This is a genomic window from Arthrobacter sp. MDT2-16, assembly GCF_054510925.1.
Window position 1 is genome coordinate 68255 of the sequence record NZ_JBTNDP010000001.1, and the last position, 13191, is coordinate 81445.

15 protein-coding genes are annotated in these 13191 nt (G+C 69.7%); 11 read left to right on the forward strand and 4 right to left on the reverse strand.

Translation table 11 applies throughout. The features are described from left to right. Positions 1-13: 13 nt before the first annotated feature. Positions 14-742 (reverse strand): TetR/AcrR family transcriptional regulator, encoded by a 729-nt coding sequence (locus tag ACX80N_RS00300; RefSeq protein ID WP_459337851.1) that lies wholly within the window; start codon positions 740-742, stop codon positions 14-16. A gap of 116 nt (positions 743-858) precedes the next feature. On the opposite strand from ACX80N_RS00300, the gene ptsP reads away from it, so the two are divergent. After that, positions 859-2544 (forward strand): phosphoenolpyruvate--protein phosphotransferase, encoded by a 1686-nt coding sequence (ptsP, locus tag ACX80N_RS00305; protein ID WP_459337852.1) that lies wholly within the window; start codon positions 859-861, stop codon positions 2542-2544. Between the two features lie 40 nt (positions 2545-2584). Here ptsP and ACX80N_RS00310 read toward each other — a convergent pair whose 3' ends face one another. Both ACX80N_RS00310 and ACX80N_RS00315 read right to left on the reverse strand, forming a co-directional pair. Beyond that, positions 2585-3523 (reverse strand): DUF6807 family protein, encoded by a 939-nt coding sequence (locus ACX80N_RS00310; RefSeq protein WP_459337853.1) that lies wholly within the window; start codon positions 3521-3523, stop codon positions 2585-2587. Beyond that, positions 3520-4653, reverse strand: coding sequence for a Gfo/Idh/MocA family protein (locus ACX80N_RS00315; RefSeq protein WP_459337854.1), 1134 nt, complete (start codon positions 4651-4653; stop codon positions 3520-3522). Before ACX80N_RS00315 ends, ACX80N_RS00310 begins: the two co-directional genes overlap by 4 nt. 174 nt (positions 4654-4827) lie before the next feature. On the opposite strand from ACX80N_RS00315, the gene ACX80N_RS00320 reads away from it, so the two are divergent. Further along, on the forward strand, positions 4828-5886 hold the full coding sequence (locus ACX80N_RS00320) for a LacI family DNA-binding transcriptional regulator (RefSeq protein WP_105032858.1): 1059 nt from the start codon (positions 4828-4830) through the stop codon (positions 5884-5886). A 1-nt stretch (position 5887) separates the two neighbouring features. On the opposite strand, the gene ACX80N_RS00325 is transcribed toward ACX80N_RS00320, so the two are convergent. Then, positions 5888-6112 carry a hypothetical protein gene (locus ACX80N_RS00325; protein WP_157940286.1) on the reverse strand — a complete coding sequence of 75 codons (225 nt, stop codon included), beginning with the start codon at positions 6110-6112 and terminating at the stop codon, positions 5888-5890. A gap of 444 nt (positions 6113-6556) precedes the next feature. On the opposite strand from ACX80N_RS00325, the gene ACX80N_RS00330 reads away from it, so the two are divergent. The 9 genes from ACX80N_RS00330 (at position 6557) to ACX80N_RS00370 (ending at position 13054) form a co-directional block, all read left to right on the forward strand. Further along, positions 6557-7285 (forward strand): GAF and ANTAR domain-containing protein, encoded by a 729-nt coding sequence (locus ACX80N_RS00330; protein WP_459337855.1) that lies wholly within the window; start codon positions 6557-6559, stop codon positions 7283-7285. Continuing rightward, positions 7282-7572: a hypothetical protein gene (locus tag ACX80N_RS00335; RefSeq protein WP_459337856.1), complete on the forward strand. Its 291-nt coding sequence runs from the start codon at positions 7282-7284 to the stop codon at positions 7570-7572. Before ACX80N_RS00330 ends, ACX80N_RS00335 begins: the two co-directional genes overlap by 4 nt. A gap of 65 nt (positions 7573-7637) precedes the next feature. Continuing rightward, positions 7638-7934 carry a hypothetical protein gene (locus ACX80N_RS00340; protein WP_157940287.1) on the forward strand — a complete coding sequence of 99 codons (297 nt, stop codon included), beginning with the start codon at positions 7638-7640 and terminating at the stop codon, positions 7932-7934. Between the two features lie 163 nt (positions 7935-8097). Then, positions 8098-8373, forward strand: a complete 276-nt coding sequence (locus tag ACX80N_RS00345) for a hypothetical protein (RefSeq protein ID WP_459337857.1) — start codon at positions 8098-8100, stop codon at positions 8371-8373. A gap of 107 nt (positions 8374-8480) precedes the next feature. After that, complete coding sequence (locus ACX80N_RS00350) at positions 8481-9668, forward strand: Gfo/Idh/MocA family protein (RefSeq protein ID WP_105032864.1); 1188 nt, start codon at positions 8481-8483, stop codon at positions 9666-9668. Next, entirely contained in the window at positions 9665-10819 is a 1155-nt protein-coding gene (locus tag ACX80N_RS00355; protein ID WP_459337858.1) for a dihydrodipicolinate synthase family protein, read from the forward strand. Before ACX80N_RS00350 ends, ACX80N_RS00355 begins: the two co-directional genes overlap by 4 nt. Next, positions 10780-11706, forward strand: coding sequence for a sugar phosphate isomerase/epimerase family protein (locus ACX80N_RS00360; RefSeq protein WP_459337859.1), 927 nt, complete (start codon positions 10780-10782; stop codon positions 11704-11706). Before ACX80N_RS00355 ends, ACX80N_RS00360 begins: the two co-directional genes overlap by 40 nt. Positions 11707-11715: 9 nt before the next feature. Further along, positions 11716-12105 carry a nuclear transport factor 2 family protein gene (locus tag ACX80N_RS00365; RefSeq protein WP_459337860.1) on the forward strand — a complete coding sequence of 130 codons (390 nt, stop codon included), beginning with the start codon at positions 11716-11718 and terminating at the stop codon, positions 12103-12105. A gap of 100 nt (positions 12106-12205) precedes the next feature. After that, positions 12206-13054: an SRPBCC family protein gene (locus ACX80N_RS00370; protein WP_459337861.1), complete on the forward strand. Its 849-nt coding sequence runs from the start codon at positions 12206-12208 to the stop codon at positions 13052-13054. Positions 13055-13191 lie beyond the last annotated feature (137 nt).

Below are 13191 nucleotides of genomic sequence, written 5' to 3' on the forward strand. Positions count from 1 at the left end.
TTGCCGGGAAGCGTCAGCTTCCCGACCGGCTGGAGATGCGCTGGAGCCATTCGAGGAAGAGCTTCAGTTCGGAACTGGAGAGCTGGTCGGGGTGCGAGGACTGCAGAGCGGCGTTGAGTGCTATCGCGGCCACGACCACCGAGGGTGATCCCTCCGTGTCCGTGGTGGGATCGGCCTCGGAATCCGTGGCGACCGCAGAGATCACGGCCTCCCGCGTCATCGCGGAGAGCTCGAGGTTGCGCTTCGCCGCCGGTTCCGCGATCAGCATGAGCGTGACGCCGATGTTGGCGGCGAGGATGCTGCGCGCGGCCTCCCGCGGCGTCACCACGAGGCGGGCCGCCGCGGCTGCCCGCACCAGGACCTCCTCGAGGAAGGCCTCCGCACTGGCCACCATCGATGGCCGGTGCTCAGGGCGGATGTTGCCGAACATGACCAGGTAGAGGTGCGGATGGTCGAGGCCGAACTGCACGTGGTTGTCCCAGTGCATTCGGAGGTCCTCCACCGGTTGTCCCGACGTCGGGAGGTTCCTCTCGGCGTCGAGGTACTCGGAGAAGCCTTCGGCGACGACGGCATCGAAGAGGCCTTCCTTGTCACCGAAGTGGTGATAGAGGGTGGGTGCGGTGACGCGCGCAGCCTGGGTGATCTGCCGCGTCGAGACGGGCTCGCCGTTGGACTCCGCGAGCAGTGCCGCAGCGGCCCGGAGAAGCCGTGTCTTAGGCGTGGGTTCGCCTACCTTCTTCATGGCTGCTACCGTAGCACCTATAGCGGTGTTATATGAACTGAGTCACACGATTTTCCTGCCGGAGGCGGCACAATGGAAGACCGAGACGACTACCGGCAAGAAAGCGAGGACGTTCAATGGTGAATTTCGCAGGAGTCGGAGTAAGCCCCGGGCGCGTGATCGGCCCGGTGCGCCACATGCCTGCATCGGTCGGCGAACCGCCGGCCGGTGAGCGTCACGACTCCCCCGACGCGCCCGAGCAGGCCGTCGCCGCCCTCAAGGCCGCCTCCAAGGTCGTCCAGGAGGAGCTCAAGCGGAGGGCCGGGATCGCCAAGGGGGACGCCCAGGCCGTCCTGCAGGCGACCTCCCTCATGGCCGCCGATCCGATGCTGCTGAAGTCGGCCACGAAGCTCATCAACAACGGCACCTCCCCTGCCCGTGCCGTATGGGAGGCCGGCGCCTCCGTCGCCGAGATGCTGCACAACCTCGGCGGATACATGGCCGAGCGGACGGCCGACGTGCTCGATGTCCGCTCCCGCATCGTCGCTGAACTGCGGGGACTCCCCGCGCCCGGCATCCCGTCGTCGGACACCCCCTTCATCCTGGTCGCCGAGGATCTCGCCCCGGCCGACACCGCCACCCTCGACCCGGCGATGGTGCTCGCCCTCGTCACGTCCGGCGGCGGTCCGCAGTCGCACACCGCGATCATCGCCCGCTCCCTGGGCCTGCCTGCCGTCGTCGCCGCCTCCGGTGTCGACGACATCGACAGTGGCACCCTCGTCTTCGTGGATGGCGCCGCGGGCACAGTGGCGCTCGATCCGGGGGCCGAGGAGGAGGCGGCGGCGGAGTCCTACCGCGCGGCCGCTGCGGCGCTCACGACGTTCGACGGCGTCGGTGCCACCTCCGACGGGCACGAGGTCCCCCTCCTGGCCAATGTGGGCGGCGCGAAGGATGCCGTGAAGGCCGCCGACGCCGGAGCGCAGGGCGTGGGCCTGCTCCGCACGGAGTTCTGCTTTCTGGGCCGTGACACGGAGCCCACCGCCGAGGAGCAGGTCGAGGCCTACAAGGGCGTCTTCGACGCCTTCCCCGGCAAGAAGGTGGTGGTGCGCACGCTCGACGCCGGCGCCGACAAGCCGTTGCCCTTCCTCACCGACACGACCGAGCCCAACCCCGCCCTCGGCGTGCGCGGCTATCGCACCGACCTCTCGTCCCCCGGCGTCCTCGAACGCCAGCTCGAGGCCATCGCCGACGCCGCTTCGCAGGCCACCGCTGACGTGTGGGTCATGGCCCCGATGATCTCGACCGCCGAGGAGGCCGCGGACTTCGCGAAGCTCTGCAGCAACGCGGGCCTGCAGACCCCGGGTGTCATGGTGGAGGTGCCGTCGGCAGCGCTCATGGCCGAGGCGATCCTCGGCGCCGTGTCGTTCGCGAGCCTCGGCACCAACGACCTCACGCAGTACACCATGGCCGCGGACCGGCAACTGGGGTCCCTGGCCGCGCTCAACAACTCGTGGCAGCCGGCGGTCCTGCGGATGGTCAGGCTGACGGTCGAGGGATCCCTCGCGGAAGGCCACGCCAAGCCCGTGGGCGTGTGCGGCGAGGCTGCGGCGGACCCCGCACTCGCCGTCGTCCTCGTGGGCCTCGGCGTCTCGACCCTGTCGATGACGCCCCGCGCGCTCGCCGGGGTGGGCGCCGTGCTCAACAGCGTGACACTCGCCGAGGCGCAGCGGATCGCGGAGATCGCCGTCGCCGCGCCGACCGCTGCGGAGGCCAGGGCACGCGCCCGGGCCGAACTGCCCGCACTCGAGTCGCTCGGCCTGTAGGCCATCCGGGACCTGACCCGGTGGAGGGACATCCTCCGGGTCAGGTCACGGGCGGGGCCTGAACCTCCGATGGAGGCCGAACACGCGTCGCAGGGGATGCTGCCGCCGCGAAGGCGTCCTCATCGACTGCTTCATCCGCGACCAGGAGCGACCATGCCCAGTCCAGGGTGCCTCCGGCCTCGAGGTGCAGCTTCCGGTGGAAGAAGGGGGCGGCACACAGCATGGGCGTGCCGCTGCTCCGGACGAACCACGGGGACCCCTCCCCCGGATTGTCCGCCGCCGGGACCATGAGTACCGACGCATCATCCGACCTCATGCCGAGCCAGGGTCGCGTGCTGCCCATGGCGTCGGCCTCGGTGACGGTCGCCCCGGCGCTGCCCTGCGGATCGCCGGCGCGTGGCGCGACGATCTCGGCGCCGTCGAAGGACGGGGCGAGGCGGAGGAAGAACCCACCGTAGCCGGCGTTCGGCCGTCCCGCCGTCGTCGGGCTGCCGAACGCGAGCGGACCGTCGCCGGTGTTGACCCACCTGCTGCGGACGCTGATCGCCGTCCATTCCACATCGGCCGTCCGGACGGAGCCGGAGATCCAGCTCCTCTCCTCGGTCAGGACGACGGCACCGTCGGCCGCGCGCCAGTCGAGGTGCTGGAGGACTCCGCCCTCCCGTCGCTCGCCGGCACGGACCTGCTGGGAGCCGTTGTTCGGCAGGTGCACGTAGCCGTGCCCCTCGCGGTACGTCGGGCCGCCCCACAGGTTGACCGGCAGGTCCTGGCCCGCGACGTCGATGTTCGAGACGGCGATACCGAGCCCCCAGTGCCACAGGTGGTCGGCGGGGCGGTAGTCGCTCACGGCCAGTCCCCGCGGCGTCAGGACCGGATGCAGGAAGGGCCGCGGTGCGTGCCCCTCGGGCTCGTCGGCGCCGTCGTGGAGGATGCCCGCCGTCCGCCCGTCGGGCGTCAGCAGAGGATGCCGGTCGCTCATGCGGATCGGCGGGGGCGGGCATCGATGATCGGTCCCGCCAGGGAACCTCGCATCCCGGGTCCTGCGAGGTCGGACCGGGAGATCCAGCGGGCGTCCCGTGCCGAGGCGTACATCGCCGAGACGATCTCGAGTGCGCGCGCCGGGTGGCCGACGATCTGCGGCATCCCGTGTCCTCCGAGGAGCGAGGCATAGACCTCGGCGAAGAGCGCATCGTGCCCGCTCGGGACCTCGCGGTCGGGCAGTCTCCAGGACTCCGCGGTCACCGCGTCGACGTGCTCGGCCGGGGTGATCCTCCAGTGCGCGTGCCCGTGTCCGTACAGGTGCTCGAGCTCGATCGTTGCGTTCTCCGTATCGATGCGGAGAAGGCTCGACTGCCGGGGTGCCAGCACCGTCGAGACCACCGAGGCGACGGCGCCGGACTCGAAGACGAGGGATGCGTGGGAGAGATCCTCGGTCTCGACGTCGTGCTGCAGGCGCCACATCGTGGCATGGACGGCGCTCCACCCGCCCAGCAGGTAGGCGAGCAGGTCGATCTGGTGGCTGCCGTGGCTGAGCGTGGTGCCGCCGCCCTCCGACGCCCAGGTGCCGCGCCACGGCACGGCGAAGTAGTCGGCCGTGCGGTACCAGTGTGTCTGGCAGAGCGCGGCCAGGGGTCGACCCAGCGCGCCGGAGTCCAGCAGCCCCTTCACGTGGGCCGCGGCGGAGCCGGAGCGCTGCTGGAAGACGACGGCCAGACCACGTCCTGCCGTGCGGCCGGCATCCGCCATGAGGTCGAGTTCGGCCAGGCTCAGGGCCGCCGGCTTCTCGACGACCACGTGCGCCCCCCGGGCGAAGGCCGCGACGGTCTGCTCCGCGTGGCCGGCCGGTGGGGTGCAGATATGGAGGACGTCCACCTTCTCCGCCGCGAGCAGATCCTCCAGCGCGGCGTGGCGGCCCTGGATGCCGTAGGTCTCGGCGAAGGCCACCAGCTGCTGCGCGGTAGGATCCGCGGCTGCGACCAGCTCGACGCCGGGGAGATCCCGCAGCGCGGCTGCATGGAGATGCGCGACGCTCCCGGTACCGAGGATCGCCGCCCGGAGCGGCTCCCCCGGCTCGGCAGCGGACCCGGCGGGTGACGCGGACTGGGACACGGTTCCTCCGACTCTGGACGGGAAGGCAGTGGAGGAAACGGTAGCAGAGAAAGCGCTTACCGAACCGTGCTTCCACCCGTTCGACGCTGACGGACCCGTGCGAGAATGGCCCTTTCCGAAGAAAGTCCAGGGCAAGGCCGGTGGCCGCTGCCCGCACCGTCAGGAGTGGAAGCGATGTCTGCACCGGCCAGCAAGAGCCCTGCGACGCTGCACGACGTGGCGAGGGAGGCGGGCGTGTCGCTCGCGACAGCGTCGAGGTCCCTCAACGGGAGCGCCCGGAAGGTCAACGAGGCGTACCGGGAGCGTGTTGTCGAAGCGGCGCAGCGGCTCGGCTACACGACGAACCTCTTCGCGCAGGCGGTGGCGAAGGGAAGCACCACCACGGTCGCCCTCCTCGTGGCGGACATCGCGGATCCGTATTTCTCCAGCATCGCCGCCGGTGTGATCGATGCGGCAAGCGAGGAGAACCTCGTGGTCACCATTGCCGTGACGGGCCGCAACGCGCAGCGGGAACTGGAGACCGTCAGAGCGCTGCGCGGGCAGCGTCCGCGCGTCATGATCCTCGCCGGTTCGCGGCCCACGGCGTCGGCGTTCCAGGAGGAGCTGCGCGCGGAACTGACAGCCTTCGAGGACACCGGGGGCAAGGCCGCCTTCATCAGCCAGGATGCGCCGCCCTTCGCGACCGTCCTCCTCGACAACCGCAGGGGCGCTCATGACCTCGCGGTGTCCCTGGCCGAACTCGGCTACCGGGATGTGGCGGTCATCGCCGGACCGTCCGAGATCAGGACCGCGGAGGAAAGGCTCGACGGCTTCACTGCGGGGCTGGCTGAACATGGCATCCTGTTGACGCCCGAACGCATCATCCAGGCGGACTTCACGCGCGACGGCGGCTACCGCGGCGCTCAGGAACTCCTGGCGTCGGGACTCGCCGTGGACCTGATCTTCGCCGTCAACGACGTCATGGCCGTGGGCGTCGTCTCCGCCCTGCGCAATGCGGGAGTCGTGCCCGGGGAGGAGATCGGCGTGGCGGGCTACGACGACATCCCGACGGTCCAGGACATCACGCCGGCACTGACCACGGTGCGCATCCCGCTCGAGGATGTGGGGCGTCGCGCCCTCCGGCTCGCCACGGGCTCCGCCTCCAGCGGTGCCGGCACGGAGGCGGGCGACGGGCCGGGGACGATCCCCATGAAGACGATCCTGCGGGAGAGTACCCCGCGCCGGCAGGCCTGAGTCAGAAGGGCAGGACAGGGTCCGGGCTGGCGTCCTGGGTAGCGAGCTTCACGACATCGTCCAGCGGCAGCTCGGCGACCTCGGCGACGACGTTGATGTCCTCACCGTGGCTGAGGGCTTCGGAGACTGCCTCCTGCAGGACCAGCTCAGCGCGGTCGAGCTCGAACTCGACGTCCTCCTTGTCGGCCGCTGCAACACGGATCTTCTGCAAATCATCATTCGTCATGGCGCTGAGGGAACCTCACACTTCGCGGATCGGCGGCGTGACGCAGGCGCATCCGCCGTCCGCTGGTGCCAGGGGGCAGAGCGGCTGCGGCCTCGTCGGGACCATCGTAACCAGACGTACGCCCGCGCGGGCGGAAATATGCGCGACATCCCGGCGACGCCGCGATGAACGGCCCGTCGCCCTCCGCCACCTGCACCGGCCGGAAATACCTGCCTCCACGCGGCGTGAGATCTTGTGGGAGGTGGAGCGTCGCCGGATCGGGACGCCGCCCTTGCCCGACCTGCTGCACGATGACGCGCCCGGTGCAACAGCCCTGCCACGTCCATGCGGGATGCGCTTCCGCACGGCTAGGATGAGTCCAGCGGATCGTCGGTAACGCGATCGAGGTCTAGCAGAAGGCCCGTGGCGCCAGGATCAGATCTGGCTTGATGTTCGAGGCTACTGATGGACCCATATCCCCCATCCAGCGAGTTGGGTACGACGCTCGGCCGAATCCGGGGCCTGGCACTCACGCAGGAAACAGCGCAGCACGCGGTCGACCTCCTGGCGCGGATCACGCAGGAGACGACACCGAATGCCTTCGGCGCGGGCGTCTCCCTCATCCACCAGGCACAGCGGGTCAGCGTGGGAGCGACGGACGACCTCGTGCGCCTCGCCGACGACCTCCAGTACCGCCTGGGTGAGGGGCCATGCCTGACGGCGTGGTCCGCCCGCGGACCGGTGATGGTCGACGACACGAGCACCGACCAGCGTTTCCCGCGCTGGAGCGCCGCCGCGGCGGATGCCGGGGTGCTCTCGTGCTTCAGCGTCCCCCTCCTGCGCGGACGCGACTCGATCGGTGCCATGAAGATCTACTCGACGATGCCGGCGACGTTCGGCGATGCGGACCGTGCCCGCCTCGCAGGGATCGCCGTCGCCGCCGCGGCACTGCTCGGCCACGTCCAGACGTCGGAGACATCGACCCGGATCAGCAGTGAGCTGCGGGAGTCGCTTCGCTCACGCGACCTCGTCGGTATCGCCAAGGGGATCCTGATGGAGCGGGACGGCCTGAGCGAGGCCGAGGCGCTCACGGCCCTGACCGTCCGCGCACGCACCCGGGGTGTCCCCTTCCGCAGGCTCACCGCGGACCTCGTGAGCGACCACGATGCGTCGGAGCGAACGGAACCGTCATGATCTCGTTCCCCTATGCGGAGGAACAGCGGGCGATGACCCATGCCGCCATCGCGGAGTCCGGCTTCTCCGTGGGCGAGGTGTGGCTGCGCTACTTCTCCCTGAGCGGCGATGTGGACGAGTACGAGGTCGAGGCGTATCTCGCCGGGCTCATGCCCATGCCCGCGCTCGAGTGCGATGTGCTCGCCCTGGCGGTGAACGAACTGATCGACGACCTCCCGCCGAGGAGACGTGCGCCGTTCAGCGACGAACTGCTCCAGGCCCACGCAGCCTCCGACGGCGCAGGGTAGCGCCGGCTGCAGGGCGAGCGCTGGCGGCACGTCAGGTTGTCGGACCTGCTGCATACCCTCGGTGCATGGCAGAACGACCGGGATGGCACGGCATCCCACCCAGCGCCGACAGGTACGTCCCACCTCTTCAGCTCGACGCGCCTGCGAGCGGTGTCGTCGAACCGCAACGCTCCCCCGCGCTGTGGGTCGACCTCGACTATCCCGACGGCTCCCGGCGCACCATGAAGGGTTTCGCGATGGCCTGGACGGACACGGCGGTCCTGGCGCAGTGGATCGAGTATTCAAGGGCGCGGGAGGCGTGGGTCGATGCCGGGCACTGCCGGCGTCGGGCTCTGAAGCCGCTCGCGTCCCACGCCGCCTGACGAGTTCCATGCGCGTCGAGTGGGACCTCGCCCCGGCCCCCCACGAGGTGGGCCCACCCCACGGTCCCGACCTGCCGACGCCGGGCCATGCCGCCCTCGTACAGTGGTGGCATGACCCGGTCCGCATCCTGTGCCACCCCTTGGGCGTGCCCGCATGCGTAGGGTGGCCGGATGGCACGGGGCGCCTCCGACGACCCATGGATTCGTCCCACCGCTCCAGCTCGAGGCACCCACCCGCGGGATCACCGAGTCGGCATCGCCGGCACCGGCACTGTGGGTCGAGCTCGAGTACCCGGACGGCGCGCGGCAGACCGTGCGCGGATTCGCGATGGCGTGGACCGATACGGCGGTGCTGGCGCAGTGGATCGAGTTCTCGATAGCCCGCGAAGCCTGGGTGCGTCCGGACCAGTGCACTCGCCGCGAACTCCCCCGCAGTTGACCACCGGAGGCTGCCGCCTCCCCCTTATTGCCCCTCCCTGCTTCTTCCCCTACACTCTCGGTAAACGCTTTCCAATCGAGCGGTACCGCCGGAATCTAGGAGCATCAATGTCGACGAAGACAATCGGGATCATCATGAACGGCGTCTCCGGGCGCATGGGCTACCGGCAGCATCTGGTCCGTTCCATCCTCGCGATCCGCGACCAGGGCGGCGTGCTCCTCTCCGACGGGACCCGCGTGCAGGTCGAACCGATCCTGGTGGGCCGCAACGAGGCGAAGCTCGCTGAGCTCGCCGCGAAGCACGGCATCGAGCACTACTCCACCGACCTCGACAGCGTCCTGGCGGATCCGACCTGGGAGGTCTACGCCGACTTCCTGGTGACGAAGGCACGCTCCGCCGCCATCCGGAAGGCCATTGCCGCAGGCAAGGCCATCTACACCGAGAAGCCCACCGCCGAGACCGCGGCCGATGCCCTGGAGCTGGCGAACCTCGCCGAGGCGGCCGGGATCAAGAACGGCGTGGTGCACGACAAGCTGTACCTCCCCGGCATGCAGAAGCTCAAGCGCCTCGTGGATTCCGGGTTCTTCGGCCGCATCCTCTCCGTGCGCGGCGAGTTCGGCTACTGGGTCTTCGAGGGTGACTGGCAGGACGCGCAGCGTCCCAGCTGGAACTACCGCGCGGAGGACGGCGGCGGGATCGTCGTCGACATGTTCCCGCACTGGAGCTACGTGCTGGAGAACCTCTTCGGCAGGGTCGAGTCCGTCTACGCGCGGGCCGTGACGCACATCGACGAGCGCGTCGACGAGCAGGGCCATCCTTACCGCGCGACCGCCGACGACGCCGCCTACGCCGTCTTCGAGCTCGAGGGCGGCATCGTCGCACAGCTCAACTCGAGCTGGACGGTCCGTGTGAACCGCGACGAGCTCGTGCAGTTCCAGGTCGACGGCACCCACGGCTCCGCCGTCGTCGGGCTGTTCGGCTGCAAGATCCAGCCCCGCAACGCGACGCCCAAGCCTGTGTGGAACCCCGACCTCGAGGACACCCACGACTACGACGGCGACTGGATGGACGTTCCCACCAACGAGGTGTTCGAGAACGGCTTCAAGACACAGTGGGAGGACTTCCTGCGCCACGTGCTCGAGGACGCGCCGCACCCGTACGACTTCCTCGCAGGTGCACGGGGCATGTACCTCGCGGAGCAGGGCCTCGAGAGCTCCCGCTCGGGGCGACGCCTCGAGCTGGAGGACGTGCGCACCACCGTCCTCCCCCGCGAGGAGGCGGACTCGCTGGCATGATCACCCTCGTCGATGCGGCGGGGGCCACCTCCGCCGTCGAACTCAACCCTGCACCGTCGTTCTCGAAGCCGGCCGTCCCGCTGGCCAGCCGGACGGTCTACGCTGCAGCGCATGTGGTCCCCCGCACCACGGCCGAGAACGTCCCCGGGGCGCCGGCCGACCTGGACTGGGACGCGACCCTCGCCTTCCGCCACCACCTGTGGTCCTGGGGACTGGGCGTCGCTGATGCCATGGACACCGCGCAGCGGAACATGGGACTCGACGCCGCCGCGACGCGCGAGCTGATCTCCCGCAGTGCTGCAGAAGCGCGGACCGTCGGAGGCGCCCTGGTGGCCGGCGTGAACACCGACCACGTCGGGGAGTCCGTCATCTCCCTCGACGCCGTCATCGATGCCTACAAGGAGCAGCTCCACTTCACCGAGGATGCGGGCGCGTCCGTGGTCCTGATGGCGAGCCGCCACCTCGCCCGCGCCGCACGGACGGCGGAGGACTACGAGCGTGTCTACTCGGAGGTCCTGGCCGCCGCCGGGGCGCCCGTGATCCTGCACTGGCTCGGCAGCGCCTTCGATCCCGAGCTGGGGACCTACTTCGGGGCCGCGGACACGGAGGTCGCATCCTCCACGCTCCTGAAGATCATCGCCAACTCCCCCGACAAGGTGGCCGGCGTCAAGATGAGCCTGCTCGACGCCGACTCCGAGCGGTCCGTGCGCGCACGGCTCAACGAGCCCGCCCGTATGTTCACGGGAGACGACTTCAACTACGTGTCCCTCATCGGTGGGGACTCCTCGGGCTATTCGGATGCCCTGCTCGGAGCCTTCGCAGCCCTCGGCCCGCACGCCTCCGCCGCGGTCCAGGCCCTCGACGCCGGTGACGGCGAGGCCTACGAACGGATCCTCGGTCCGACCGAGGCGCTCTCACGCCAGATCTTCGCGGCACCCACGTTCTACTACAAGACGGGTGTGGCGTTCCTCAGCTGGCTCAACGGTCACCAGGCCGGCTTCTCCATGGTGGGCGGGCTGCACGCCGCGCGCAGCCTGCCGCACCTGTCCGCGATCGTCCGCCTCGCCAATGCGTGCGGAGCCCTCGAACAGCCCGAGCTGGCCCGGAACCGATGGCACGCGCTGCTGGGCACCTGCGGGGTGACCCAGTGACGACGCCGGATCCACGGTTGTCCATCAACCAGGCCACGATCAAGTACGCGACGCTCGAGGAGGCGCTGAGGACGACGGCGGACGCCGGTATCACCAGCATCGGCCTGTGGCGCGACTCCGTGCAGGCCGCCTCCCTCGTCGGGGCCGCACGGCTCCTCGCCGACTCGGGGCTCCGCTTCTCCAGCCTGTGTCGTGGCGGATTCTTCACCGTCCCCGAAGGCCGGGCTCGCAGGGCCGCGATGGACGACAACCGCAGGGCCATCGAGGAGACCGCCACCCTCGCGGCCGCGGGAGCCTCAGGCTCGTCGTCGGTCCTCGTGATGGTGGCAGGCGGCATCCCGCAGGGCTCGAAGGATCTCGTGGGCGCCCGCTCCATGGTGCAGGACGCCCTCGCCGAACTCGCGCCGGAGGCACAGGCGGCCGGAGTGACCCTGGCCCTCGAGCCGCTGCACCCCATGTACGCCTCGGACCGCGCCGTCATCTCGACACTGAAGCAGGCGCTCGACCTCGCCTCCCCCTTCCCCTCCTCGGTGGTGGGCGCCGTCGTCGACACGTTCCACGTGTGGTGGGATCCGGAGCTGTCGGAGCAGATCGCCCGGGCCGGCCGGGAGGGCCGCATCGCGAGCTACCAGGTGTGCGACTGGGCGACGCCCCTTGCCGCGGACGTGCTGCTCTCGCGCCACTACCCCGGGGACGGGGTCATCGACTTCGGCGCCATCACGGCCGCCGTGGAGGCCACCGGGTATGCCGGTGACATCGAGGTGGAGATCTTCAACCAGGAGGTCTGGGACACCGCGCCCGCCACCGCGATCGCGCGCACCATCGAGGGGTTCGGGGCGAACGTGGCAGCCCACCTCCGAGGTCCGGGCGCCGTCGTCGGCCGGTAGCATCGGCGCATGGAGTCTACAGAGGTGGTCCGCCGGTACTGGCAGTCGGTGTGGAGCAGGGATTGGAACGCCGTGGGACGGACGCTCGCCGAGGACGTCGAGGTCTTCTGGCCCGTCACGCGCGAGATCATCCGCGGCAGGGACAACATGGTGGCGGTCAATTCGGAGCACCCGAACGGGTGGAGCATCGACGTCCTGAACGTGTACGACGCCGGGGACGTCGTCGTCTCAGAGGTCCAGGTCCCGCAGGAGGACGTCGGGATCTTCCGTGTCGTCTCGATCTGGACCGTGGACGACGGCGTCATCACCTCGGGCCGCGAGTACTGGACCCTGTACGGCGGGGAAGAGGGGCGCGACTGGCGACGCCGGTACGCGAGCGTCGGGGACCTGCCCTCCTGACTTCACGGGGACGGTGCTGGTCACAGCCCGGTCCGCACCATAAGCTAAGCATGCTGATGATGCGATCAGTGACCGTATCCCCAACCCTCAGGGAGGCATGATGAGCACGAAGGTCGAAGAAACCGTTGTAGTGAATCTTCCAGTGACGACCGTGTACAACCAGTGGACGCAGTTCGAGGAGTTCCCGCACTTCATGGGCGGGATCAAGCAGATCACCCAGCTCAGCGACGACCGGCTCGAATGGGTTGCCGAGATCGGCGGGATCCGCCGGCAGTGGGAGGCCAAGGTCCTCGAGCAGGTCCCTGACCGCAAGGTGTCCTGGGCCGCCACGGAGGGGGCGACCAACGCCGGCTCGGTGTCCTTCGAGGACCTGGGAGGCATCACGCGCGTCAACCTCGTCCTCGAGTACGAGCCGGAGGGCCTCGTCGAGAAGGTCGGCGACAAGCTGAACGTCGTCGAGAACCAGGCGAAGGCCGACCTCCAGAAGTTCAAGGAGTTCATCGAGTCCGAGAGCTACGCGACGGGCGCATGGCGCGGTTCCGTAGCGGGCACGGGCACCACGAGCACCCCCACCGCCGAGGACGCTGCGGAATCGCGCGGTGACAGCGGCAAGGCCGGCGTGTCGGGCAAGTTGGCCGCCGGAGTCGGAGTGGCAGCGGCGGCTGCCGTGGCCGGGGTGGCCGCAGCGGCTGTCAGCAAGAAGAACGAGTCGGACGAGACCGTGGACGCCGTAGAGACCGTGGACACCGTGGACACGGTGACCACGACGAACGCTGCGCCCCTCGTCCCCGAGAACACCCCGATCGTGGACGAGGTGGACGTCATCGACGTCGATCCCGTACCTGCCGTGGACGGCGTCCCGGGAACGGGTGTCCCGTCCGAGAGTCAGGGCTTCGAGAACGACCCGTTGGCCGACGGTGACCCGACGGACCGCCGGGGCACTCTCTAGGCATCACGCAGGTGATGCAGCGGGCCGGACTCCCTCGGGAGTCCGGCCCGCTGTCGTTCCGTCTCCAGGATCCCTGACACGTCCCCCGCCCCCAGCGCTCGAAGGGCTGGAGGGCTTGGCGACGGTCGAGCAGCCGG